The sequence below is a fragment of the Halomonas sp. KG2 genome, assembly GCA_030440445.1.
GTDB lineage: Bacteria > Pseudomonadota > Gammaproteobacteria > Pseudomonadales > Halomonadaceae > Vreelandella.
Genome location: CP098528.1, coordinates 301,893 through 322,525, shown reverse-complemented (window position 1 = coordinate 322,525; position 20,633 = coordinate 301,893). Strand labels below are relative to the sequence as shown.

21 protein-coding genes and 1 tRNA gene are annotated in these 20,633 nt (G+C 54.3%); 10 read left to right on the top strand and 12 right to left on the bottom strand.

Features of this window, described 5'->3' with window-relative positions; translation table 11 throughout:
* Positions 1–90 precede the first annotated feature (90 nt).
* The 6 genes from phnD to NDQ72_01635 form a co-directional block, all read right to left on the bottom strand.
* Positions 91–1,068: a phosphate/phosphite/phosphonate ABC transporter substrate-binding protein gene (gene phnD, locus NDQ72_01660; protein ID WKD28679.1), complete on the bottom strand. Its 978-nt coding sequence runs from the start codon at positions 1,066–1,068 to the stop codon at positions 91–93.
* A 122-nt stretch (positions 1,069–1,190) separates the two neighbouring features.
* A complete protein-coding gene (locus NDQ72_01655; protein ID WKD28678.1) occupies positions 1,191–2,951 on the bottom strand; it encodes an EAL and GGDEF domain-containing protein in 1,761 nt (586 codons plus the stop codon).
* Between the two features lie 134 nt (positions 2,952–3,085).
* A complete protein-coding gene (locus NDQ72_01650; protein WKD28677.1) occupies positions 3,086–5,005 on the bottom strand; it encodes an alkaline phosphatase D family protein in 1,920 nt (639 codons plus the stop codon).
* A gap of 33 nt (positions 5,006–5,038) precedes the next feature.
* Positions 5,039–6,403 carry a HAMP domain-containing histidine kinase gene (locus tag NDQ72_01645; GenBank protein ID WKD28676.1) on the bottom strand — a complete coding sequence of 455 codons (1,365 nt, stop codon included), beginning with the start codon at positions 6,401–6,403 and terminating at the stop codon, positions 5,039–5,041.
* A complete protein-coding gene (locus NDQ72_01640) occupies positions 6,400–7,074 on the bottom strand; it encodes a response regulator transcription factor (protein WKD28675.1) in 675 nt (224 codons plus the stop codon). Before NDQ72_01640 ends, NDQ72_01645 begins: the two co-directional genes overlap by 4 nt.
* An 11-nt stretch (positions 7,075–7,085) precedes the next feature.
* On the bottom strand, positions 7,086–7,421 hold the full coding sequence (locus NDQ72_01635) for a hypothetical protein (GenBank protein ID WKD30328.1): 336 nt from the start codon (positions 7,419–7,421) through the stop codon (positions 7,086–7,088).
* 208 nt (positions 7,422–7,629) lie between these two features.
* Here NDQ72_01635 and NDQ72_01630 point away from each other — a divergent pair, with 208 nt between their 5' ends.
* Both NDQ72_01630 and NDQ72_01625 read left to right on the top strand, forming a co-directional pair.
* On the top strand, positions 7,630–8,106 hold the full coding sequence (locus NDQ72_01630) for a PepSY domain-containing protein (protein WKD28674.1): 477 nt from the start codon (positions 7,630–7,632) through the stop codon (positions 8,104–8,106).
* 206 nt (positions 8,107–8,312) lie between these two features.
* Positions 8,313–9,314, top strand: a complete 1,002-nt coding sequence (locus NDQ72_01625) for a DUF1853 family protein (protein WKD28673.1) — start codon at positions 8,313–8,315, stop codon at positions 9,312–9,314.
* A gap of 12 nt (positions 9,315–9,326) precedes the next feature.
* Here NDQ72_01625 and proB read toward each other — a convergent pair whose 3' ends face one another.
* The 4 genes from proB to rplU all read right to left on the bottom strand — a co-directional run bounded on the left by proB (position 9,327) and on the right by rplU (position 12,483).
* Positions 9,327–10,487 carry a glutamate 5-kinase gene (gene proB, locus NDQ72_01620; protein WKD30327.1) on the bottom strand — a complete coding sequence of 387 codons (1,161 nt, stop codon included), beginning with the start codon at positions 10,485–10,487 and terminating at the stop codon, positions 9,327–9,329.
* 61 nt (positions 10,488–10,548) lie between these two features.
* Complete coding sequence (obgE, locus tag NDQ72_01615; GenBank protein ID WKD28672.1) at positions 10,549–11,742, bottom strand: GTPase ObgE; 1,194 nt, start codon at positions 11,740–11,742, stop codon at positions 10,549–10,551.
* A gap of 141 nt (positions 11,743–11,883) precedes the next feature.
* Positions 11,884–12,141, bottom strand: a complete 258-nt coding sequence (gene rpmA / locus NDQ72_01610; protein WKD28671.1) for a 50S ribosomal protein L27 — start codon at positions 12,139–12,141, stop codon at positions 11,884–11,886.
* Between the two features lie 30 nt (positions 12,142–12,171).
* Positions 12,172–12,483, bottom strand: a complete 312-nt coding sequence (gene rplU / locus NDQ72_01605) for a 50S ribosomal protein L21 (GenBank protein WKD28670.1) — start codon at positions 12,481–12,483, stop codon at positions 12,172–12,174.
* A 285-nt stretch (positions 12,484–12,768) separates the two neighbouring features.
* Between rplU and ispB the strand changes: the two genes are divergently transcribed.
* From ispB to NDQ72_01575, 6 genes are all read left to right on the top strand, one after another.
* Entirely contained in the window at positions 12,769–13,773 is a 1,005-nt protein-coding gene (gene ispB, locus NDQ72_01600; GenBank protein ID WKD28669.1) for an octaprenyl diphosphate synthase, read from the top strand.
* A gap of 102 nt (positions 13,774–13,875) precedes the next feature.
* A tRNA-Pro gene (locus NDQ72_01595) sits at positions 13,876–13,952 on the top strand.
* Between the two features lie 305 nt (positions 13,953–14,257).
* On the top strand, positions 14,258–14,569 hold the full coding sequence (locus NDQ72_01590; GenBank protein WKD28668.1) for a hypothetical protein: 312 nt from the start codon (positions 14,258–14,260) through the stop codon (positions 14,567–14,569).
* Entirely contained in the window at positions 14,569–14,802 is a 234-nt protein-coding gene (locus NDQ72_01585; GenBank protein ID WKD28667.1) for a hypothetical protein, read from the top strand. Before NDQ72_01590 ends, NDQ72_01585 begins: the two co-directional genes overlap by 1 nt.
* Positions 14,799–14,984 carry a hypothetical protein gene (locus NDQ72_01580; GenBank protein WKD28666.1) on the top strand — a complete coding sequence of 62 codons (186 nt, stop codon included), beginning with the start codon at positions 14,799–14,801 and terminating at the stop codon, positions 14,982–14,984. Before NDQ72_01585 ends, NDQ72_01580 begins: the two co-directional genes overlap by 4 nt.
* 4 nt (positions 14,985–14,988) lie before the next feature.
* Positions 14,989–15,420 carry a hypothetical protein gene (locus tag NDQ72_01575; GenBank protein WKD28665.1) on the top strand — a complete coding sequence of 144 codons (432 nt, stop codon included), beginning with the start codon at positions 14,989–14,991 and terminating at the stop codon, positions 15,418–15,420.
* Positions 15,421–15,753: 333 nt separating this feature from the next.
* On the opposite strand, the gene NDQ72_01570 is transcribed toward NDQ72_01575, so the two are convergent.
* Both NDQ72_01570 and NDQ72_01565 read right to left on the bottom strand, forming a co-directional pair.
* On the bottom strand, positions 15,754–16,815 hold the full coding sequence (locus tag NDQ72_01570; GenBank protein ID WKD28664.1) for a phage portal protein: 1,062 nt from the start codon (positions 16,813–16,815) through the stop codon (positions 15,754–15,756).
* Complete coding sequence (locus NDQ72_01565) at positions 16,812–18,590, bottom strand: terminase family protein (GenBank protein ID WKD28663.1); 1,779 nt, start codon at positions 18,588–18,590, stop codon at positions 16,812–16,814. Before NDQ72_01565 ends, NDQ72_01570 begins: the two co-directional genes overlap by 4 nt.
* A 145-nt stretch (positions 18,591–18,735) precedes the next feature.
* Here NDQ72_01565 and NDQ72_01560 point away from each other — a divergent pair, with 145 nt between their 5' ends.
* Both NDQ72_01560 and NDQ72_01555 read left to right on the top strand, forming a co-directional pair.
* Positions 18,736–19,557 (top strand): GPO family capsid scaffolding protein, encoded by an 822-nt coding sequence (locus NDQ72_01560; GenBank protein ID WKD28662.1) that lies wholly within the window; start codon positions 18,736–18,738, stop codon positions 19,555–19,557.
* Between the two features lie 49 nt (positions 19,558–19,606).
* On the top strand, positions 19,607–20,617 hold the full coding sequence (locus NDQ72_01555; GenBank protein WKD28661.1) for a phage major capsid protein, P2 family: 1,011 nt from the start codon (positions 19,607–19,609) through the stop codon (positions 20,615–20,617).
* Positions 20,618–20,633: the final 16 nt, after the last annotated feature.

Below are 20,633 nucleotides of genomic sequence, written 5' to 3'. Positions count from 1 at the left end.
AGAGTGCCTCATTTACGAGTAGTCAGGTACATAGCAATTCGGCCAGAAAGTTGCCTTCCTGGCCGATAGGGTTCCAGAACGACTAACGTGTTAATCGCAGTCGTAGGTCACGCCATTGGCATCGGCGATGGTGCGAATGACCGACCAGTTTTCCTGGTAGGTAATCGGGATAAACTGCGCTTCGCCGGAGTTGGCAAACTCGGTCTCAAGGGCAGTGCCTTCCCAGTCGTAGCTGAAGAAAGCATCTTGAATTTTCTCGGCCAGCTCAGGGCTCAAGTTATTGGCCAGCCCATAGGCGGTGGTGGGGAACGTTTCGGAGGTGTAGATAATCTCGTAATCACCTTCGTTGACAACGCCACGAGAGATCATCCGCGCGCCAACAGAGTTAGCAATGGCAGCAGCTTCGTAGTCTTTATTCACCACTCCTAAAATGGAGTTGTCGTGGGAACCGGAGAACGCAGTTTCGAAATCCTCACCAGCCTCTAAACCGTACTCGGAACGCAGTAGCGCAGAAGGCGCGCGGAAACCAGAGTTAGACGTTTCAGAGGTAAATGCCAGTTGGCTGCCTGCCAAATCTTCAACCGACTCAATGCCGCTACCGGGATAAGTGATGATCTCCATCTCATAGCCAAAGCTGCCGTCTGCAGCAGCCATCATGGCAAAGGGGCGGAAACCACCACAGTTAACGGCAACCGGTACGCCACCCGTATTAAAACCAGCCACATGAAGGCGGCCTGCGCGCAGTGCCTCCTGCTGAGCAGCGTTGGACTGAACCGGGAAGAACTGTACCCGCTTGCCGGTGGCATCGCTTAAGTGTTCGAGAAAATCCGCCCAAACATCGGCGTACACAGCGGGGTCTTCGACCGGCGTATAGGCAAAGACTAAGGTATCCGGATCAACCCACTGAGACTCATCGCTGGGTACGTCAGCAACCATGTCACCATCATTATCAACATAACGCGAAGAGAGGTCAGCGGAGGCGTTAACGGCTGCCAGCGCAAACGCACTAACCACAGCAGCGCTAATCAACGTACGAGAAAACGATTGAGACAGACAGAGAGGTTGCATACATCACCTGAGCGGGTTATTTAACAATGCCGCTATGGTGGTGCCCAATCATGACAGCGAAGGGACACTAAAATGACAAGGTCATGACCGCTCAGCGACAGTTCAGTGGGTAAAACTCACTGTTACCTACTCCACGTTGGCACCACACAGCACCCTCGACGCTCTACGAATAAACTGTTACCCACTATTTTTTTTGCTTGGTGCTTTAACTCGGAAAGTTGGGCGGCAATGTCTAGCGCCTTGCAGCGAGTGGTATCAGTGACCGGCTTAACAGCAATAGAAACACTGACAAAAGGAATAAACGTCACCGCACCCTGGCGGTTTTCTATATGGACTCCCCCTTGCTGACGGTCTACATCTTCATAAAACCCTGGGGCCATCACTTCAAAAGAGTGCAATATTTGCTGGCAAACGCCCTCCCACTGCTCTAGGGGAAGCAACATCATAAAATCATCACCACCAATATGACCGATAAACCCGCCGGCGCTCTCTACCTGCGCCTGAAGCAAACGTGATAAGGAAATAATCACGTGATCGCCACGGGCATAGCCATAAGCATCGTTAAAGGCTTTAAAATTATCTAAATCAACATAGGCGGCCGCAAACCCTTCGTGCTGGTCGAGATAAGTAACCAGCGTTTCGTTTATCAGGATATTACCCGGCAACCCGGTAAGCGGGTTGGCATGGCGAGCCTGACGCACCTGAATGGCGGTAATTTCGCGCAATAGGTCCACTATCGTCCCCATTCCCAGATAGCAACCGCGACTATCCACAATCACGAAATCTTCCTGCTCGATATCGCGGCTATCGGTTAGCTGCTGGCTAAGCGCCTCAAGAGACAAATCTGCGTCGGCCACTAGCATTTTAGGATCCGCAATCTCTAACACCCGACGCTTTGCGTACAACGCGTGGCTATAGGGGTTGGTAAATAGCGTTAAAAACGCATTGCGGCGCACCACGGCTATCGGCACGCCATCTTCTACCACCGCCACGCAGCGTAGGCTTGTCACATCACGAAAGCGCTCAGCAAGCTCTGGCACGGAGCACGCTGGCGACACAGCGCTTATCGAACGTAAAATAGAGTGGGCGGTGCGCCCCGCTGGACCTGTTAGCTGTGTCGTGGCCGGTAGCAGTATGTGTAGCTGCAAGGGCGGATGAAGGCTTGGTCGTGCAAAGTAAAACCCTTGAAGCAGCGTCAACCCTCGGTCTAACTCCCACAGACAGAGGTGCTCGGCGGCAGTCTCAATCCCCTCAGCAATTAGTTGGCAGTCTAAGCTGCGTGCTACATCGAGAATCGAGCGTAAGAACTCACGCTTGGCAGGCTCTTGATCAATGCCAGAAATAAAGTGGCGGTCTAGTTTGACGAAATCAGGACGTAGTTCAGACCAATGGCGCAAACTGGAATGGCCAGCGCCTAAGTCATCTAACGCCACTTGAAAGCCCATGTCGCGATAGTGGGCCACTGCTTGACGCATCAGCTCGTAATCATGAATAGGCACATGTTCAGTCAGCTCGATGACCACCCGCTCTGGAGGCAGGCCACTCTCTTGGATGAAACTCAGCGTTAAGCCTTCACGGAAGTCACGCTCAACAATCGTCAGCGGCATCACGTTCAGAAACAGTAATCCGGGCAGTTCAAGTTCTGCAAAACGGTAAATCGCTAACCGTCGACACAGTAAATCCAGCTCGACTAACAAGCCTGCTTGAGTCGCCACCTCAAACAGGCGTAATGGCAAGTGTAGCGGCGATGTTTTCGGGCCACGAATAAGCGCTTCATAGCCATAAATAGCCTGCTGATTGGCATTCACAATGGGCTGAAACAACACCTGCAGCTCTTCTGTAGCAATAATCTGGTTCAACCACTGTGCTTCTTGTGCGGTCATATACCTGCGGCCCTATCAAACGTCGCCTGTTCCTTTGAGTGTTATAGCTCCAGCTGATTTTAAAGCGCCATCAGGAAAGCATTCGGATAGCAATCGTGCGACATTTCCATGTCGTTTGTATGACAGGCCGCGGACTAAGAACGCGGGAGCTCAGACGGTGGAAACACCACATCACCGCCATCGACGTCTAACTGGCGAATATCCGTTGGGTGGCCCTGTTCATCCAGGCTTACCAGCCCAATCCCACTGGCATTCCATAGCCGCTCTCCAGCGCTGGCCCGGTCCGGATCGCGGGGGTGAATACTCAGCTTGCGGCGCTTAGTGAACCAGTTGAGCGGTGAAAACGGCGCATAGAGCCAACGGTTCAAGCGGTCAAACGTGTTCAACAGCTGTTGGGGAAACGTATTTTTGATCCCACTGGAGGTAATTTGCCAAAGATGCGGTGCCTGATTTTGCCGACGTACAACAATATCGTAGGCAAATGAGTAGTGGACGTCGCCAGATAAAATCACGTAGTTACCCGGCGTTTTTGAGTGCCGCCAAATATGCAGTAGCACATTGGCCGCCCCGCGATGCGCCATCCAGTTTTCAGCGTCCACCACTAACGGCTTGCCCACCAAGGTAAACAGCTTTTGAATGATCTCGATGAGCTTGACCCCGAACATCGGAGCTGGCGAGACGATAACAGCGCTTTTAGTGCCCAGTAACGCCTGCTGCATTTCCATCAGCGCCTCCCAGTCCATTAAACCCGAGGGACGGTTGGGATTTCTTTCGCTGCGCCAGCGGCGAGTACGCGTATCCAGCACGATAAGAGCAGGCGTGTCAGGCACCTGGTACTCCCAACCCTGAAAGCGCAGTAATCGCTCGATGAATTTGTCCTGGGAGCTCGCGTTAAGCGAGCCACCTTCTTCAAATAACGTTGAGGCTTGAAGCAACAGCGGATTAAGCTTATCCGGTGCATTGCCCCATCCCTGGCACACTAAATAAGCCACTAACGCATTGCCGATAATACGCTTGGAAAATGGATGGCCGTAGGCACAACGCTCCCAGTCAGCCGTCAGGTTCCAGTCATCGGTGACATCGTGATCATCAAAGATCATCAGGCTGGGAACGTGGGCCATTAGCCGCGCGCACCGGGGCAGCCCAGCCACAAAGTCGTCAATCACCGCCTGCTCTTGCTGGTAAGCGTCAGTTTCTTTATCGCCCAACTCTGGCGGTTTAACGGCAATGAGCTGCCAGGGTGTTGGGGACCATACCAGGCAGTACATGGCAAGCATTTCTGCCAGTGTCACTAAGTGGTTTTGCGCATTTGCGGAGGTAAACACGGGCTTTTTAACGCCGCCAAAGAAACGCTCACGCAGCGCAGCGTTACTGGTCACATCCGGCAACAACGCTTCACGGTGATAATAGCTTTCGGGGGCGGCGTATAACGCTTGGCTGTCACCTACCGTGGCTCCTTCCAACTGCTCATCTACCAATCCTAAACGCTCAATCAGTGCGTGTACGGCACGCAGCATCGGGCCAGCAACATCATCAACATAGACCTGGTCACCGGTCATCAGCAGCCAGGCTGGCCACTCTTCAGGGGTTGATTGGCGTTCGGCTAACCAGGTATCTGCCCGTACTAAGCCATCGGCGCTGTTGTGATGGGGTTTACGGCACGAACCGTGCATCAACCGGTGATGCCGAGAGGCCAGCACAAAGCCTGGATACGCTTCGTCCTCATGACATAACCAGGGCGCCCAATCCGGCAGGCGTTGCCATTCGCCTTGGTTACCTTGTACCTGCAGATCGTAGTCAATTCGCTCATCGGTGGGCAGTGCGGTCGGCAAGCTCAGGTCAATAAAATGAATATAGGCGTGCTGGCCAACCGCCACGCATTGATGCGACTTATCCAATGGGTGCGTCTGGGCACCCACTTGTTCAGGGTAAAGCACCAACTGCATGGTTAGTGGACGCGAAGCGACTAGCCACAGCACTAGCCGCGAAGGCGAAAGGCGACGCAGCAGCGGCCCCACCAGTACGTCCGGCAATGTCTTGGCGATTTGCGTCATGTCATTGTCTCTTGGTTAAGTCATGCATAGTAACTACCGAGCAACCACAGGTAACTCAATAACCACCTCTAATCCACCCGCCGGGGCACGTTGCAGGTGCATTTGCCCTTGATACAGCGCGACAAGATCCGTCACGATGGCCAGCCCAAGCCCACTACCAGAACGTTGTTCATCGAGACGCTTCCCGCGCTGCACGGCGGCCTGGCACTCCTGTGCGGACATACCTGGGCCATCATCGCTCACTCGCAGCAACAGCCACTGGCCATCGGTTTGCAAACGAATGCTCACCTCACTTGCCGCCCAGCGAAGTGCGTTGTCCAACAGGTTACCGACGATTTCCTGAAGATCCTGCCCATCCATATGGACGCGCGCGCTGCTGTCTATGTGTTGCTGCAGGCGAATATGACGGCGCTGCGCCAGACGTGTAAGCCCAGTAATCAGCGCCGCCAACGTATCCTGTACGGCAATTGGGGCGAAACGCGCCCCCTCGCCAGCAGCCGATGCCCGCGCTAAGTGGTGACGCACCGCATTGTCGATGCGCGAAAGCTCAACCTCCCAATGAGCGCGGCTTTCGCTGGGCAATTGCTTAACCAGTAATCGCATAACGCTTAGCGGGGTTTTTAACGCATGGGCAAGGTTGCCCGCGGTATGGCGGCTTCGTTCAATCAAACGCTGGTCACGAATAAGTACGGCATTCATTGACTCCGCTAGCATCGCCAGCTCATCCGGTAAGTGGGTGTCGAGCTGCTCAGCTCGCCCTTGCTCGACGTCCCGGAGATTGGCATTCATGCGTCGCAGGGGTGCCAATCCCCAGCGCACCTGCAGCGCCAGTACACCTAACAGCAGCGCACCCAGACCCACCAGCCCCAGCCATAAAGCTTGTTGAAACTGTCGAATATCTTCTCGCAACGCGTCATCACGGGCGGCAATGCTAACATGCAGCGGGGTTTCCAACGGGGCAAGGTAAATATCTCGCTCGACAATTCGCAATTGCTGGCCTCGCGGGCCGCTCCACGTGCGAGCCGATAGGTTTGTATTATCGACAACCGGTAGGCGCTGATCCCACAGCGAGCGCGACGTTGCCGAAAGGTGGTCATGATCGGTAATTTGCCAATACCAGCCGGAATAAACCTGTTCAAAACGCGGATCACCCAGTGATCGATCGTAACTTATCTGCTGGGTAATCGGGTCAAAGGTAACCCCCGCAATGATCACGTTCAGCGTTGTCTCCAGGCGTTCATCAAAGGCATTAATTGCTGACGTACGATAGTGATGAGTGAGCAGCCAACCCGCCATTGGCAACGCTAGCAACACCATTAGCAGTGCTGCCAGTAGAAGACGCAACGTAATCGAACGGGTCGACCAACGCTGAGCCCAACGGGTAATAGCTGGCCTCATGCGCCGGAAGGCTCTTCAGCGAGTAAGCGATACCCCTGGCCACGCAGCGTGGCAATCCGCCATGCGCCTAATTTACGCCGCAACCGGCTCACTTGAACATCAATCACGTTGGAATCGGGCTCATGATCACGGTCATAAACATGCTCTGAGAGCTCGCTGCGGCTAACCACGCGCGGGGCAGCATGCATTAAGTAACTGAGTAGGCGCGTTTCCTGGGCGGTTATGCTAACCGGCCTGCCCGCCAGCGTGACATGCTGGGTATGGGTATCCAGGCGTAGCTCACCCACTTTTAGAACGGGATGGGCATGGCCATGACTACGACGCACCAGGGCGCGCAGCCGAAACATGACCTCGGCAGGTTCAAAGGGTTTTGTTACATAGTCATCGGCCCCTGCGGTAAAGCCCGCCGCTTTATCAGCCCAGCGCTCGCGAGCCGTTAAAATCAGCACTGGCAGATCAATACCGTCTTCACGCCACGCAGAAAGCCAGCGCGTGCCTTCACCATCGGGTAGCCCCACATCAAGGATGACCGTGTCATAGGCTTCCGTGCGCACTAGAAAATCTGCTTCCTGGCCATTTTCCGCATGCTCTACCAGCCAATCACCCTCCCGTAGCGCTTGAATAAGCTCACGGGCGAGCGCCTGGTCGTCCTCTACCAGTAAACACTTCATGAATAGCTACCTTATTGGCGGCGCATCTCGTTAATACGCACACCTTCTATTTTCATTAACTGTCCACTATGGCCATCAAACTCAAACTCAACCACTTGATTCTGAGCGCCCAGCAGTTTGATCTCATACTCTACATGACCATCCTCACGCTCGATCTCTACTTCTATTACCTCGCCGATATAATTAGCCTCAAGCCAGTCCAAAATAGACTCTAAGGGCACGACATCGCCTCGCTGCACTTCACTGTGCAACGCTTCCCAGTGTTGATCACCAATGGCACTACCGGCCAGTGCAATGGCAAACACCGCGACAACGACGTTCACAGGCAGCGCTTTGCGCAAGCGCATGCGTGTCAGGCGCTGCCAATAGCGTGAAAGGATTAGCGTGAGGGGCATCTTGTTCATCGTACTAGCATGCCAAAAGCAACATGAACGTTAGATGAATGGCTTTGTCAGCTTACGGAAAGAACCGCGGTGTTATAACTGTTTTGCCTTATGACGAATGCTGTCTCATTCAACAGATGACGTCATTTAACAAACCAAGAAGGAATTTGATATGAACGCTATGAAAAAAATGTTGCTGATCCCGACCTCTGCACTGCTGTTAACTGCGGCTGCAGGTAGCGTGCAAGCTGATACATTGCCGGTTGATCAGATTGACAGTGTGCTAACCCATGCCACTGACTATGGGTTCACCCATTATGAAGAGATCAGTATTAAGAGCCGTGGCCGTGCCGAGGTTGAAGGCTGGCTTGATGACGAATGGTACGCCGACATTGAATTTTCCATCGATAGTGGCGAAACATTGCAAGAAGAGCGAGAGCGTCTAATTACCAGTGCCTGGGGCATGAGTGAAGATGATATTCGCCAAGCACTCGAGGTAGCAAGCCAAGAGGGCATGAGCGAATTTGAAGATATCGACATTGATAAAAGCGGCATGATTGATGTGGAAGGCCGCGATGAAAATGGTCGTGAAATAGAAGTCAGTCTACGCCAAGACTCCTTCCAAGTGAGTAACGTTGACCGCGACTAACTGGATAGCACAATCCAGCATTAACGAACGCAAACTATTATGCGGGCCACTTAGGCCCGCTTTTGTTGGTAGTTCATAATGTTTGATACGCCAAATAAGTGCCGTCAGTTACTTTTTTAATTAGCCAGTGGGACATTGCTAGCCACGCGTTGTAATGTGGTACGCAGCACCAATAGTCATTGACTGTGCACTTCTAGGAGATGCCTTTGACGCTACCCGCCACCGCAGAAGGCGTAAGCGACCGTCTAGCGCATTCGGTATTGCGTGATCTTGCCTGGTTGCTCGCCACGCCTGATTTAATTGAGCTAGCGGGGCCGACTGCCTATCCAGGCAGGCCAACACGCCAGGAGCTTGGCTTAGTAGATTCAATTGATGACTGGTTGGCGAACCTTTCGTCACTAGTGAGTGCGCTAGATGGCCAACTGGCGACGCGCATGGGGCACTACCATGAGCGGCTGTGGCACCTGATGTTAGATAACGCGCCCAACACGCGACTGCTCGCCAAGAACCTGCGTATTACCCAGCGGCGCAATACCCTGGGCGAACTGGATATGCTATATCGAACACGGGACAACCCCAACCCCATCCATTTGGAAGTGGCGATAAAGTTCTATCTTGGCCTACCCGAAGGGCCTGGCGATGCCACCTGCCAAAGCCGCTGGATTGGCCCAGGCGGGCTGGATAGCCTAGCGCTGAAATGTAGCCATCTTCGCCATCATCAGTTGCCAATTTCGCGCACTGCCACCGCGCAAGCGATCATCGCCCACTGGCTAGCGCCCAGAGATATAGGCCCCGCTCCACCACTCCATCATCCACTGACGCAGCGCCTTGCGATGCCCGGCGTACTGTTTTATCCCTGGCACGCAACGTTACCGCCGCCCAGCGGTGCAACGGTCGATCATCGACGTGGTAAGTGGTGTTATTTAAGAGATTGGCCGCAATTCGCAGCCCAGCGAGGCGAAACACTGAAAATGGCTTGGCTAGAGAAGCCTCACTGGCTAGCACCACCGCCATTGGCTACGTTCTACTCTGCCAAGAAACATATGGCAGACGTGACGCCACTCATCAATCGCTACGGGCCGCAGCAAGTAGTGCTATACGACCCGCAGGCAAAAGCATTAACTGAGGAAAAGCCGCTTGAGCGGCTAGTCATCGTACCTGATGACTGGCCACGCCAAGTACCGCTACCGCCTCGCGCTCGCGATTAAACAACCAGCTCGTTAAACAACCACCAAGTTATCGCGATGGATCAGCTCGTGAGCCTCCACGTAACCCAGAATTGCTTCAATCTGGTGGCTCGGCTGGCCCGCTAACTGACGGGCTTCATCCGCACCGTAGTTAACCAATCCTTTGGCCACGCGTGCGCCCTGTTCATCCACGCACAGCACCATATCACCGCGCTTAAAGCTGCCCTGCACTTCACGCACGCCCACCGCCAACAGGCTAGAGCCTTTGCCACGCAGTACATTGACAGCCCCAGCATCCAGTACCAAGGTACCACGCACCTGCAACTGACCTGCCAGCCAGCGCTTGCGAGCAGCGATTGGTGCTTGAGCTGGGCGCAACAGAGTACCCAGCGCCTCGCCTGCCATGATGCGGGAAATAACGTCCGGCTGGCGGCCACTCGCAATCACGGTGACCGCGCCGGAACGGGCAGCCAGCTGTGCAGCGCGTATTTTGGTGCTCATACCACCACGCCCTAAGGCGCCTCCACTGCCAGCAACAGCGGCTAAGCGCGGGTCGTCGGCACGGCCTTCAGCAATCATTTTGGCATTGGGGTCGTGGCGAGGGTCAGCGTCAAATAGCCCTTCCTGATCGGTGAGCAGCAACAGTGCATCAGCTTCTAACAGGTTGGCCACCAGCGCACCGAGCGTATCGTTATCGCCAAAGCGAATCTCGTCGGTGACGACGGTATCGTTTTCGTTGATTACCGGCACCACACGCATCTCAACCAAGGTACGCAGCGCCGACAACGCGTTGAGATAGCGCTTGCGGTTGGAAAGGTCATCGTGGGTGAGCAGAATCTGGGCCGTTAACATACCGTGGCGAGCAAAATGCTGCTCGTAGCACTGGGTGAGGCCGTTTTGGCCTACCGCCGCGGCTGCCTGAAGCTCATGAACGGCACTGGGACGCGCCTGCCACCCCAGGCGCACCATGCCCGCCGCTACGGCACCCGAGGATACCAGCACAACCTCTTTGCCCTGCTGATGCAGCGTGGCAACCTGGTCGACCCAGCCACCAATGGCTGGCTCATCCAAGCCTCGACCATCGTTGGTGAGCAGCGCGCTACCAATTTTAACCACCACCCGGCGGGCGCTGCTTAACGCCTCACGGCCGGGCAACTGCTCATTGCTTTCCACGTCGCGACTCTCCCAAGCCATTCCGCTCACGCGTTTGATTCCGCTAACCCTGCTGACGTCACCCATTCAACCGACGGATCGGTTATGGGGCGTACTCTACCTCGACATCGTAATCATCATCGTCAAAGTCGTCGTCATCTTCATCGTCGTCATCACGCTTACGGCGACGGCCAAGACGCGCTTCCGTACGGGCCACTGATTCTTCTTCCATGCGGCGGCGCATTTCCTGCTCGCGGGCATGGGCTTCTTCATCTTCATTTTCCAGGCGCTGCTGCTCAGTCAGCCAGCGATACGCTGCCTGCACCAGCTTGTCAGTACCGTCGCTGCTGATTGCCGAGATGCGGAATACCGGGCCATCCCAGTTCAGCGCTTGGATAATCGCCTGGGCGCGGGCTTCGCGCTCATCTTCTGGCAGCAGGTCAAATTTATTCAGCACTAACCAACGCGGCCGCTCAGAAAGCGCCGGCGAGAACTGGCCTAGCTCATGAATAATCGCCTGCGCCGCTTCCACGGGGTCAGACTCGTCAAACGGCGCCACATCCACCACGTGGAACAGCAGACGTGTACGGGTCAGGTGCTTCAAGAAACGTAGCCCCAGGCCCGCGCCATCAGAGGCACCCTCAATCAGCCCTGGCACATCGGCCATTACAAAGTGCTCGTGCATCCCCAGCTTCACAACACCCAGGTTAGGCACCAGGGTAGTGAACGGATAGTTCGCCACTTTGGGTTTGGCCGCGGATACCGAACGGATCAGCGTAGACTTGCCCGCATTCGGCATGCCCAGCAGGCCGACGTCAGCCATTACCTTCATTTCCAGGCGCAGGTTGCGGCGGTCGCCTTCAGTGCCCGGCGTGGTGCGGCGAGGCGCACGGTTAGTCGAAGATTTAAAGTGAATATTGCCCAATCCACGACGACCACCTTCGGCTACCAGTACCACCTGACCGATATCGGTGACATCGGCGATGACCTCAAGGGTATCCTCATCGATCACCGTGGTGCCCACCGGCACTTTCACATGCAGGTCTTCACCGGCTTTACCGCTCATCTGGCGGCCCATGCCGCCCTGGCCGTTTTCAGCTTTGTAAAAACGCTGAAACTTGAAATCAATCAAGGTGTTTAGTGAATCGTCACCAATCAGGTAGACGCTGCCACCATGGCCACCATCGCCACCATCAGGGCCACCTTTGGGCACATATTTTTCGCGGCGAAAGCTCAGACAGCCATTGCCGCCTTTACCTGCCTCAACAATAATCGAGGCTTCATCGACGAACTGCATTGGATTCTCCCGGCCGCTTCCGCCGCCCTAACTGCAATATCCCGCCCATTAATAACAGGCAAAAGGGATCGAAAAGACAAAAAAGCCCCGCCATGGCGGGGCTTTTATTTCGTCATCTTCGCTCTGCGCAACAGCTGTTGCTTAGGCAGAAACGATGCTAACGAATTTACGGTTGTTCGGACCTTTGGTCTCGAACTTCACGAAGCCGTCGTTCAAAGCGAACAGCGTGTGATCACGGCCCAGGCCAACGCCAGTGCCTGCGTGGAAACGAGTGCCACGCTGACGAACGATGATGCTACCCGCGCTGGCTGCTTGGCCACCGAAGAGTTTCACACCTAAGCGTTTGGACTCGGAATCGCGACCGTTACGCGTGGAGCCGGCTGCCTTTTTATGTGCCATTGCAAAATCCTCCTTAAGGGAATCGACTGCTTACGCAGAAATTCCGGTAATTTTGACTTCAGTGAACCACTGACGGTGGCCCTGACGCTTCATGCTGTGCTTCCGGCGACGGAACTTGATGATCGTTACTTTATCGCCACGGCCGTGGGAAACGATTTCAGCGGACACTTTGGCACCGCTTACTAAAGGCGCGCCAACGTTGACGTCATCGCCGTCTGCAACCAACAGCACTTCATCAAACTCAATCGTTTCGCCGGTAGCGACTTCGATTTTTTCGAGCTTGAGGGTTTGACCTTCTTGAACGCGGTACTGTTTGCCACCGCTTTTAATAACTGCGTACATGTCGCTCTCCGGACTTGTCGTTAATGCCGATTACGCCCCGCGTAACCAACGCTCATCGCCTTCCGCTCTTATCGACCTGCTGCGAGTGGCGCCCCTTTTGGCAGCCATCTGACAGGGAGCATGATGAGTGGGTCGCGAATTATAGCGACTATCGCGGTTTACCACAAGACTACGGGGCATTGTCAATCACACATCGCGCCACGAACGTCTATCACTACCTTGACGCCTCACAGACAGCCCCATAGCATGGCCCCAACTATCCTACCCCCGCGATGAACGGAACCCATGACAGCCAACGTCTCTCAAACCCCGCCTGCCAGCCCAACGCCTTCACCGCTGCACGCCGTGGTGGCCGATGACTTTGACGCCGTAAACCGGACCATTGTCGCGCAGCTGAATTCCAAGGTGCCGCTGGTAGAAACCATCGGCCAATATATTATTGAAAGCGGCGGCAAGCGCCTGCGCCCGTTACTCGTGCTGCTGGCTGCCCGAGCACTGGACTATGAGGGCGACAAACACATCACCCTGGCCACGCTGATCGAATTTATGCACACCTCCACGCTGCTGCACGACGATGTGGTCGATGAATCGCACATGCGGCGTGGCAAAAAAACCGCCAACGATGCCTGGGGCAATGCGCCATCCGTACTAGTGGGTGACTTCCTCTATTCGCGCTCGTTTCAAATGATGGTGGACGTAGGATCGATGCGCATTATGGCGATTCTGTCCGGCGCGACCTGCGTGATTGCCGAAGGCGAAGTACTGCAGCTCACCAATATCGGTAACCCCAGCATTTCTGAAGCGGATTACTTTGAAACCATTCAAGGCAAAACAGCGATGCTGTTTGAAGCCGCCTCCCACAGCGGTGCTGTGCTTGCCGACGCCACACCGGAGCAAGAGTGTGCCCTGCAGTACTACGGCCGCTATTTAGGCCTGGCTTTCCAGCTCATCGACGACCTGTTGGATTACCAAGGCGATGCCGAAGCCATGGGCAAAAATGTCGGCGACGACCTAGCAGAAGGCAAACCGACCCTACCGCTCATTCATGCTATGGAACGCGGCACACCGGAACAGGCGAAGCTAATCCGCCAAGTGATTCGCAAGGGCGGGCTGGAACAGCTCGACGAGGTGCTTGAGATCATCAATGTAACTGGCGCACTGGAATACACCCGCGCACGGGCCGTTGAGATGGCCGATAAAGCCCTGGCCGAACTCGATGCTCTGCCACCCAGCCCCTATCGAGATAGCATGGCTAACATCGCTCGGTTAGCGGTTGATCGCAAAGCATAAAGTAAGCGCAACAAAGCAACCCAGCGCGAAAAAAGGGACTTGAAAAAAACCCTTCGCCTGCGTATGATTCGCTCCGTTGTTGAGCGCTGCTGCGACAATATTCGGAATATAGCTCAGCTTGGTAGAGCGCTGCCTTCGGGAGGCAGAGGTCGTAGGTTCGAATCCTGCTATTCCGACCAAGAATTATATGAAAAACGGCCACTTAGCTTTTAAAGTAAGTGGCCGTTTTTCATTAGTAGCGGCTCTAGGTAGCAAATAGGTAGCAACGTGAAATATTGAAGGGGCCGTGAATAATGAAAAGATCACCCCAAAAGATAAGCCGCTTCACCTACTCCATTCGGCAGCACCACCACGGCGGCGAAAAAGTGAAAAGTAGAAAGCCAAAAAAAGTATATTGACAAAATGCTTTAGGCGACCTAAAATGAAAGGCGTACGGTCAGACGACCACCGGGCACCTCGCCGAATCAGGGGTAGAGAGAACATCATGATCACGATCTCCTCGCAGCGTTACATTGACGACAGCGTCGTTGAAGCCAAGCAAGAAGCTGCCGACTATGAAGTTTTTGTATCCCCCTCATTTGAAGTTGACGGTCAGATCTTACGCGTTGTTCTGGACGGTCATCACAGCCTAGCTGCCGCCATTGAAAACGGCGAAGATCCTATCTTTACCGAATACGACTCGACCGAGCATGATGCGATTTGCCTGCTGGAATTCGTTGATATTGAAGGGTTTTTGCAAGCTACCCACATGGGCGATGACTACTACAACGTCGAAACTGGAAAGGATATTTGGTAATGGCTAGCAAAAACCGCGCAAGGATCACCGTAGACCCCGCTGGCAAAGCGGGGCTTTATCAGCATCAACCGCTACCAGGGTGGGAGGTGTTAGGCACTGTTACGCGGGGCGACGATACTGGCGCGCTGATGCGCAATAGCCATACAGGCATCTACGCAATGGCTAACGCGGGCGCTATCAGGTCACTGGATCAAAGAAAAGTTGCGGCAGCAATAGCAGGGGGCAAATCATGATTGCTTGGCTGATGCTCGCATGGTCTATCACCGGAATGACTTTAACCGCTAAATATACTGTTGATGATAACGACTATGTTACTGCCAAGTGGTCGCTATCTTTTTCTAAACACCCGTTAAAAACGGCTTTAGCAGGCCCCATTGCCTGGGCGCTTGTAATTTACCAAGCATTACGGGGATAAGGTCGTGACGCGATTAAACAGAGAGGGGTCTGCCATCGGCAACGCTAGGGACGTTTTTGGCGCAGCTTGGTTAGTCAGGGAGCGGCGCGATAGCGGCCATGGTTGGTTGATAGAGATTGGCTGGCCTGTTGTCGGAGATGGCCCCCAAGGCGTGCAAATAATCTGTACGCTGCCACTTGCCGAATACCTGCGCAATACGAGGCTTAAAGACGTTGATTTGCCAATTGGAAAAACAGCGGTAAAACGCCTTCGCAAAACCCTGGAGCTTTACTGGTCATGGGATGAGTGGTGGGCAGAGAGGCTAGATGATTTGCATACAATGAAGCTTGAGGCGTTTGCTAAAAAACACGGATGCTCTGTCGGGGCTGCTAGTCAGCGTAGAGCTAAGATAAATTACGATGGGAAAAAGTGCATAAATGTGCATGAAAACGCATAAAAATAAAAACCCTTATAACCGCCTTCCCGCCCAGCAGTGGCGCGGCCTGAACCCCTGTCGCAATACTGCATAAAAACCACTACATTTAGCGCGCGGGCGGGGCGGGGTGACGATAGCGCGGCGTGGGTCGCCGCCGTGGGTGGGTAGGTAGGCCGTAAGGCTCACACAAGGCACGTTCTAGGTTTTCATGAGGCTGGGGCTAGGTAGAAATAAAAGCTCTTAAAACGAATGATAGAGCTAATAAAAAGGCTAATGCGTCTCATTTTAAATTTGCTTCGTGTGTGCGCGCACAAAAAAGCCGCCCAGGTGGGCGGCTATGTTTATGCGCTTGGTTTACTCTGCGTCGGGATCATCAAGCCGGTAAGGTTCAAACCTCACCACCTCTTCACCAACGTGCTCGTTGACCTCTCGCATAGTTGCCTGTAGCGGTTCCAACTCGTTAGCAACGTATACCCGCGCCGCTTTTTCGATATCACCAAACCCGCCAGTATTCTGGGGGATGATGCCCATCAGTTGAGGCGGTGTGCGGTGGCCAGCCAGCTGATCATCACGTGTGATGTTCTTGATGGAAGCAAACTCATCCTTCGCAGCCACTTCACTGACCGGGATAATCTGCACGCCGTCCTTCTTACCCCTTGGTGAGTAGAGAAACAGGTTTCGAAAATTACCCGGACCTTTGCTCTCTTTCAGCGCCTTACGCATATCATCGATGTCTTTTTGATCATGCGCTGGGTCATTCACGTACATGATAAAACCCGCGTGTGAGCCATTGAGATAGTAGCGACGGCGGAACAGCGTAGCGTTCTCATTCAGCCATGCTGATTGAAGGCTACCAATATAGTCCGGCACCCCATAGATACTCTGGTCAATATCGGGCTCAAGTAAATGGATCGTCCGTCCCTTGGGCAATTCCACGCGCTCCATGTAGTTCGGGTTCCACCAGTAGCGGTCATCATCGCCCCGGCGCATATATTTAGCGGCGCGATGCTTCAGGCCTAGCCGACGACCTAGCCGACCCTTAATCTCTTCGAGATAGCCGTTGCCAAAAACCAGATAGTCTAATGCCAGCGCACTGAAATCTCGGCGGCTTAGCATGGGGTGGGGAATAAAGGTCTTTAGCAGGATGTTGCGCTTAACTTGCATGGCACTACCATGGTGTGGGGTCGCGCGGTAACTCTTAGCCAGAATGCTCAAAGGTATCGGCGGCTCATACCACTCATCCGGCGTTAACCAAACACCCTCATACCAAACATCACGCATTGAAGTGACAGGTTCGGGGTCGCCAAACGTAAATGCCTCCATTCTCCCGCTGTCGGCGGCCACCGCTGGGGCGGCCTTGTCAGTCTCATAGGCATACACGCGATGGCGCGGCTTTGCCGCAGCGGTAGTTGTCATTCGTACATCTCCATTAGTGATTTACCGGTGCCCTCTTCGGCGGGGCCGTCGATGGGCTCAAACTGCAGCGCGTGCATAGTCGCCCACGCCAAATCAGCGTGGCCGGTTGCCTTGTTGCGCCCGCTCTTATAAGTGAATTGCTGCCCGCCTTTGGTTAGCTCTTTCTTGATCGACATAAACGAAGCGGCGAGATCCGACCATCCCGCGTCGAATTCCAGTCGCTCTTTGCGGATGATCTGCTGAGCCTGCAGCACCATTTGAGTCTTCAGGGCGACGTCATACCGGTACCGGATAACAGTGGGGAACCACTTCTCGACATGCTCGGCCACTGCCCCACCAATGCCGGTGGTATCAATGCCAATATGCCCAATGTTGTATTTGTCGCGGAACGATTCGATAAACGCGGCTTGGTCTTCGTAGTCCTGCCCCTTGAGCCGGTGACGCTCCAATACCCGGTGCTTTTCCTCGCGGGTTCGCGCGGGAAGAACCACCACCAGCCCAGCGCCGTCACCATCCTCGCCTTGGCCTGTCGGGTCGTAACCGATCCACACCTCTCGATCACCAACGGGGCGAGGTGCAAACGGGTGGTAGTCGTCCCAAACCTCCCAGCTATCGACCATGCAACCCCTGATAACCGTCAACGGGAAGGCACTTTGGCTATCATCGACAAATTCGCATAAAAACAGGTTTTCGAACTCGTCTTGACTGTATTCAAACTTCAGATCATCAATATCAAAGAAGTCCGCGCCTCCCTCTTCCGCGTCGTAAACGGTGACGATTTGCTTCCACTGACGGTCACCACAGAATGCACCGTCTTTAAGCGCCTTATGGCTAGTGTCAATATCAACACGCTCGGCCTTTTTACGGCGTTTATTGACTCTCTCACCAGTCCAAAAGGGGTGCGCTTCGTGGGCAATTGAAGAGGGAGTGGAAAAGTAGGTTTGTTTCCACTGCTTATGCGTGGCCATAGCTGAGGCGACTTTGCGGAACTGCTCAAAACCGTGAATCCAAAAGTATTCATCGAGATAAACGTCGCCGTGATAGCCTTGCGCGGTTTTTCCGTTAGTGCCTAAGAAATGAAGTTGTGCACCGTTATCCAGCACGATGGGATCGCCTTTTAACTCGACATCACACACTTGCTTAACAAACTGAACGATGTAATGGCGGAAAATGTGCGCCTGGGCTCTCGATGCAGAAAGGAAGATCTTATTGCGCCCGGTTTTAAACGCATCGACGATTGCCTCGCGGGCGAAGAACCAAGTGGCTCCAATCTGGCGGCTTTTAAGAATATTGCGAATGCGGTGCTTCTGCCCTGCTTCAAGCCAGACATGCTGATATTTGAAAAGCGACGCTTCGAAATCAGCTTCCAGCGCCTCAATCTGCTCATCATCCAGTGCATTGCGCCGGGGCTTCTTCTTTGGCCCCGCGTTGCGTGCCTCGATGTTAGGGTTTAGATCCGCCTCACTGCCCGTTTCGCTATAGCGGCGAATCCTGGCCAGCCTTTCTATCTGCCTACCTAGCAGGTCAATTTCTTTGTAATCAACAGGCTCTTTGACCGGCTTTGTGATGAGCTGAACCATCCGCGCTTCAAGCGAGTGCTCTACCCGCTCGGTGGGGGTTAGATCATCCCAACGGTCGCGCGCCTTCCAGCTGTGAATTGTGGCGGGCTTCTCGCCAATCAGCTTTGAAATATGGGATACCCGCCACCCCTGCCAATAGAGGTGGCGGGCGGCCATGCGTGGGGATTCTGTGAGTTCTAGGGCTGTCGTCGTCATGCCGCCAGCGTACCCGCCGCGCGCGATGCCCACGCGTGGCGCAGCTTGTCTAGCCACCCTCGCACAACGCGCAACCGTTGAGCCAAACGTCCTACGCGCGGAACCTGAGCGCTATTACTCAGCAACCCCGCTCAGGATGCCCAACATGGCTGGAAAAACTAAAAAATTCCGCGTTGCTACAGAAGGCGCAACCACAGACGGCCGCGAGATCCAGCGCGAATGGATTCAGCAGATGGCCGACAACTACGACCCAAAAAAATACGGCGCCCGCGTCTGGGTCGAGCATATCCGTGGCATTGGCCCCGATAGCGCTTTCGGGGCAATGGGCGACGTCATCTCGCTAGAAGCCAAAGAAGTGGAGGACGGCAAGCTGGCTCTGTTCGCCGAAATAGACCCAACCGACGAACTCAAGGCGATGAATAAAAAGCGCCAAAAGGTCTACAGCTCAATCGAAATCAATCACAAATTTGGCGACACAGATCAAGCATACCTAGAAGGCCTGGCAGTTACCGACAGTCCCGCCAGTCTGGGTACTGAAATGATGAAGTTCAGTCGAGAAGCGGGCGACAAGTCACCGCTGGCCAGCCGCAAGCAAAATCCTGAAAACCTCTTCACTGAGGCTGTGGCAGTCGACTTCGATTTTGAAGAAGAGGAAGCACCCAAGCCCAGCATTGGCGAGTTCGTGAAAAACCTGTTCAACCGTCAAGACGCCAAAAACAACAAAGGCTTTGAGGCGTTTGGAGCAGACATCAAAAACGCGTTTGAAGAGTTCGCCAAGCAACACGACGCAATGCATGCCGAGCTAGAAAAACGCCCCACCGCCGAGCAATTCAGCGCGCTGCAAACCGAACACGCCGAACTGAAAAAGCGCTTCGAAGAGCTATTCACCAAGCTCGATAACGAACCAGACACCACGCGACGCGCCCCCGCCACCGGTGGCGGTGATGTTGAAGAGACCGACTGCTAGGCACTGCCCAAAAGCAGTCCGTCAACGCCACTAATTCAAGGGAAAACAAATGCGCAACGATACACGTAAAGCCTTTAACCGATTCAAAACGAAGCTCGCGACCCTAAACGGCGTTGAGAACACCAGCGAGCAATTCAACGTCACGCCCAGCGTTCAGCAAACGCTAGAAAACCGCATGCAGGACTCAAGCGAATTCCTGTCCAGCATCAACATGGTTGGCGTAGATGAGATCAAAGGCCAAAAAGTTGGCCTGGGTGTGTCTGGCCCTATCGCCGGTCGAACCAACGTAGACCAGAACGAGCGCGCCACACGCGACGTTACCGAGCTAAGCGACAACAGCTATGAATGTGTAAGCACCGAATTTGATACCCATATTCGGTGGGCACAGTTAGACGCGTGGGCACGCTTCCCAGATTTTCAGGCCCGTATCCGTAATGCAATCCTGCAGCGTCAAGCGCTCGACCGCATCATGATCGGCTTTAACGGCACCGCTGCCGCCGCAGAGACTGACCGCGCCGCCAATCCGTTGCTGCAGGACGTTAACAAAGGCTGGCTGCAAAAGTACCGTGAACGCGCACCCGCCCGAGTGCTGACTGGCGGCGCAGCACCAGGAAGCGTAACGGTTGGTGCAGATGCTGATTATGAGAACCTTGATGCACTGGTGTTCGATGCGGTCAACGAAATGATCGACCCCTGGTACCGGGAAGACACCGCCCTGGTGGCCATCATGGGTCGCAAAATGTTGGCAGATAAATATTTTCCGTTGATCCAGCAAAACGCAGAAAAGCCAACCGAAGCCCGCGCCTTGGATCTAATCATTAGCCAAAAGCGCGTCGGTGGCTTGCAAGCAGTGCGCGCCCCATTCGTGCCAGATGGCTCCATCCTAATCACCTCGCTGGCCAACTTGTCTCTGTACTGGCAACTAGGAAGCCGCCGCCGCTACGTGATGGATAACCCGAAGCGCAACCGTATCGAAAACTACGAAAGCTCCAACGACGACTACGTCGTTGAAGACTACGGGTTTGGATGCCTCGTAGAAAACATCGAATTCGCTGAATAAGCGGCAAAGCCATTAG

Bases quoted from the DNA above. Each gene is read 5' to 3' on its own strand.
- NDQ72_01560 (WKD28662.1), top strand. From the start codon at position 18,736: ATGGCTGGAAAAACTAAAAAATTCCGCGTTGCTACAGAAGGCGCAACC.
- rplU (WKD28670.1), bottom strand. From the start codon at position 12,483: ATGTACGCAGTTATTAAAAGCGGTGGCAAACAGTACCGCGTTCAAGAA.
- NDQ72_01655 (WKD28678.1), bottom strand. From the start codon at position 2,951: ATGACCGCACAAGAAGCACAGTGGTTGAACCAGATTATTGCTACAGAA.
- NDQ72_01635 (WKD30328.1), bottom strand. From the start codon at position 7,421: ATGCGCTTGCGCAAAGCGCTGCCTGTGAACGTCGTTGTCGCGGTGTTT.
- proB (WKD30327.1), bottom strand. From the start codon at position 10,487: ATGGCTTGGGAGAGTCGCGACGTGGAAAGCAATGAGCAGTTGCCCGGC.
- NDQ72_01565 (WKD28663.1), bottom strand. From the start codon at position 18,590: ATGACGACGACAGCCCTAGAACTCACAGAATCCCCACGCATGGCCGCC.
- rpmA (WKD28671.1), bottom strand. From the start codon at position 12,141: ATGGCACATAAAAAGGCAGCCGGCTCCACGCGTAACGGTCGCGATTCC.
- NDQ72_01555 (WKD28661.1), top strand. From the start codon at position 19,607: ATGCGCAACGATACACGTAAAGCCTTTAACCGATTCAAAACGAAGCTC.
- NDQ72_01630 (WKD28674.1), top strand. From the start codon at position 7,630: ATGAACGCTATGAAAAAAATGTTGCTGATCCCGACCTCTGCACTGCTG.
- NDQ72_01645 (WKD28676.1), bottom strand. From the start codon at position 6,403: ATGAGGCCAGCTATTACCCGTTGGGCTCAGCGTTGGTCGACCCGTTCG.
- NDQ72_01650 (WKD28677.1), bottom strand. From the start codon at position 5,005: ATGACGCAAATCGCCAAGACATTGCCGGACGTACTGGTGGGGCCGCTG.
- NDQ72_01585 (WKD28667.1), top strand. From the start codon at position 14,569: ATGGCTAGCAAAAACCGCGCAAGGATCACCGTAGACCCCGCTGGCAAA.
- NDQ72_01590 (WKD28668.1), top strand. From the start codon at position 14,258: ATGATCACGATCTCCTCGCAGCGTTACATTGACGACAGCGTCGTTGAA.
- NDQ72_01570 (WKD28664.1), bottom strand. From the start codon at position 16,815: ATGACAACTACCGCTGCGGCAAAGCCGCGCCATCGCGTGTATGCCTAT.
- NDQ72_01580 (WKD28666.1), top strand. From the start codon at position 14,799: ATGATTGCTTGGCTGATGCTCGCATGGTCTATCACCGGAATGACTTTA.
- obgE (WKD28672.1), bottom strand. From the start codon at position 11,742: ATGCAGTTCGTCGATGAAGCCTCGATTATTGTTGAGGCAGGTAAAGGC.
- phnD (WKD28679.1), bottom strand. From the start codon at position 1,068: ATGCAACCTCTCTGTCTGTCTCAATCGTTTTCTCGTACGTTGATTAGC.
- NDQ72_01640 (WKD28675.1), bottom strand. From the start codon at position 7,074: ATGAAGTGTTTACTGGTAGAGGACGACCAGGCGCTCGCCCGTGAGCTT.
- ispB (WKD28669.1), top strand. From the start codon at position 12,769: ATGACAGCCAACGTCTCTCAAACCCCGCCTGCCAGCCCAACGCCTTCA.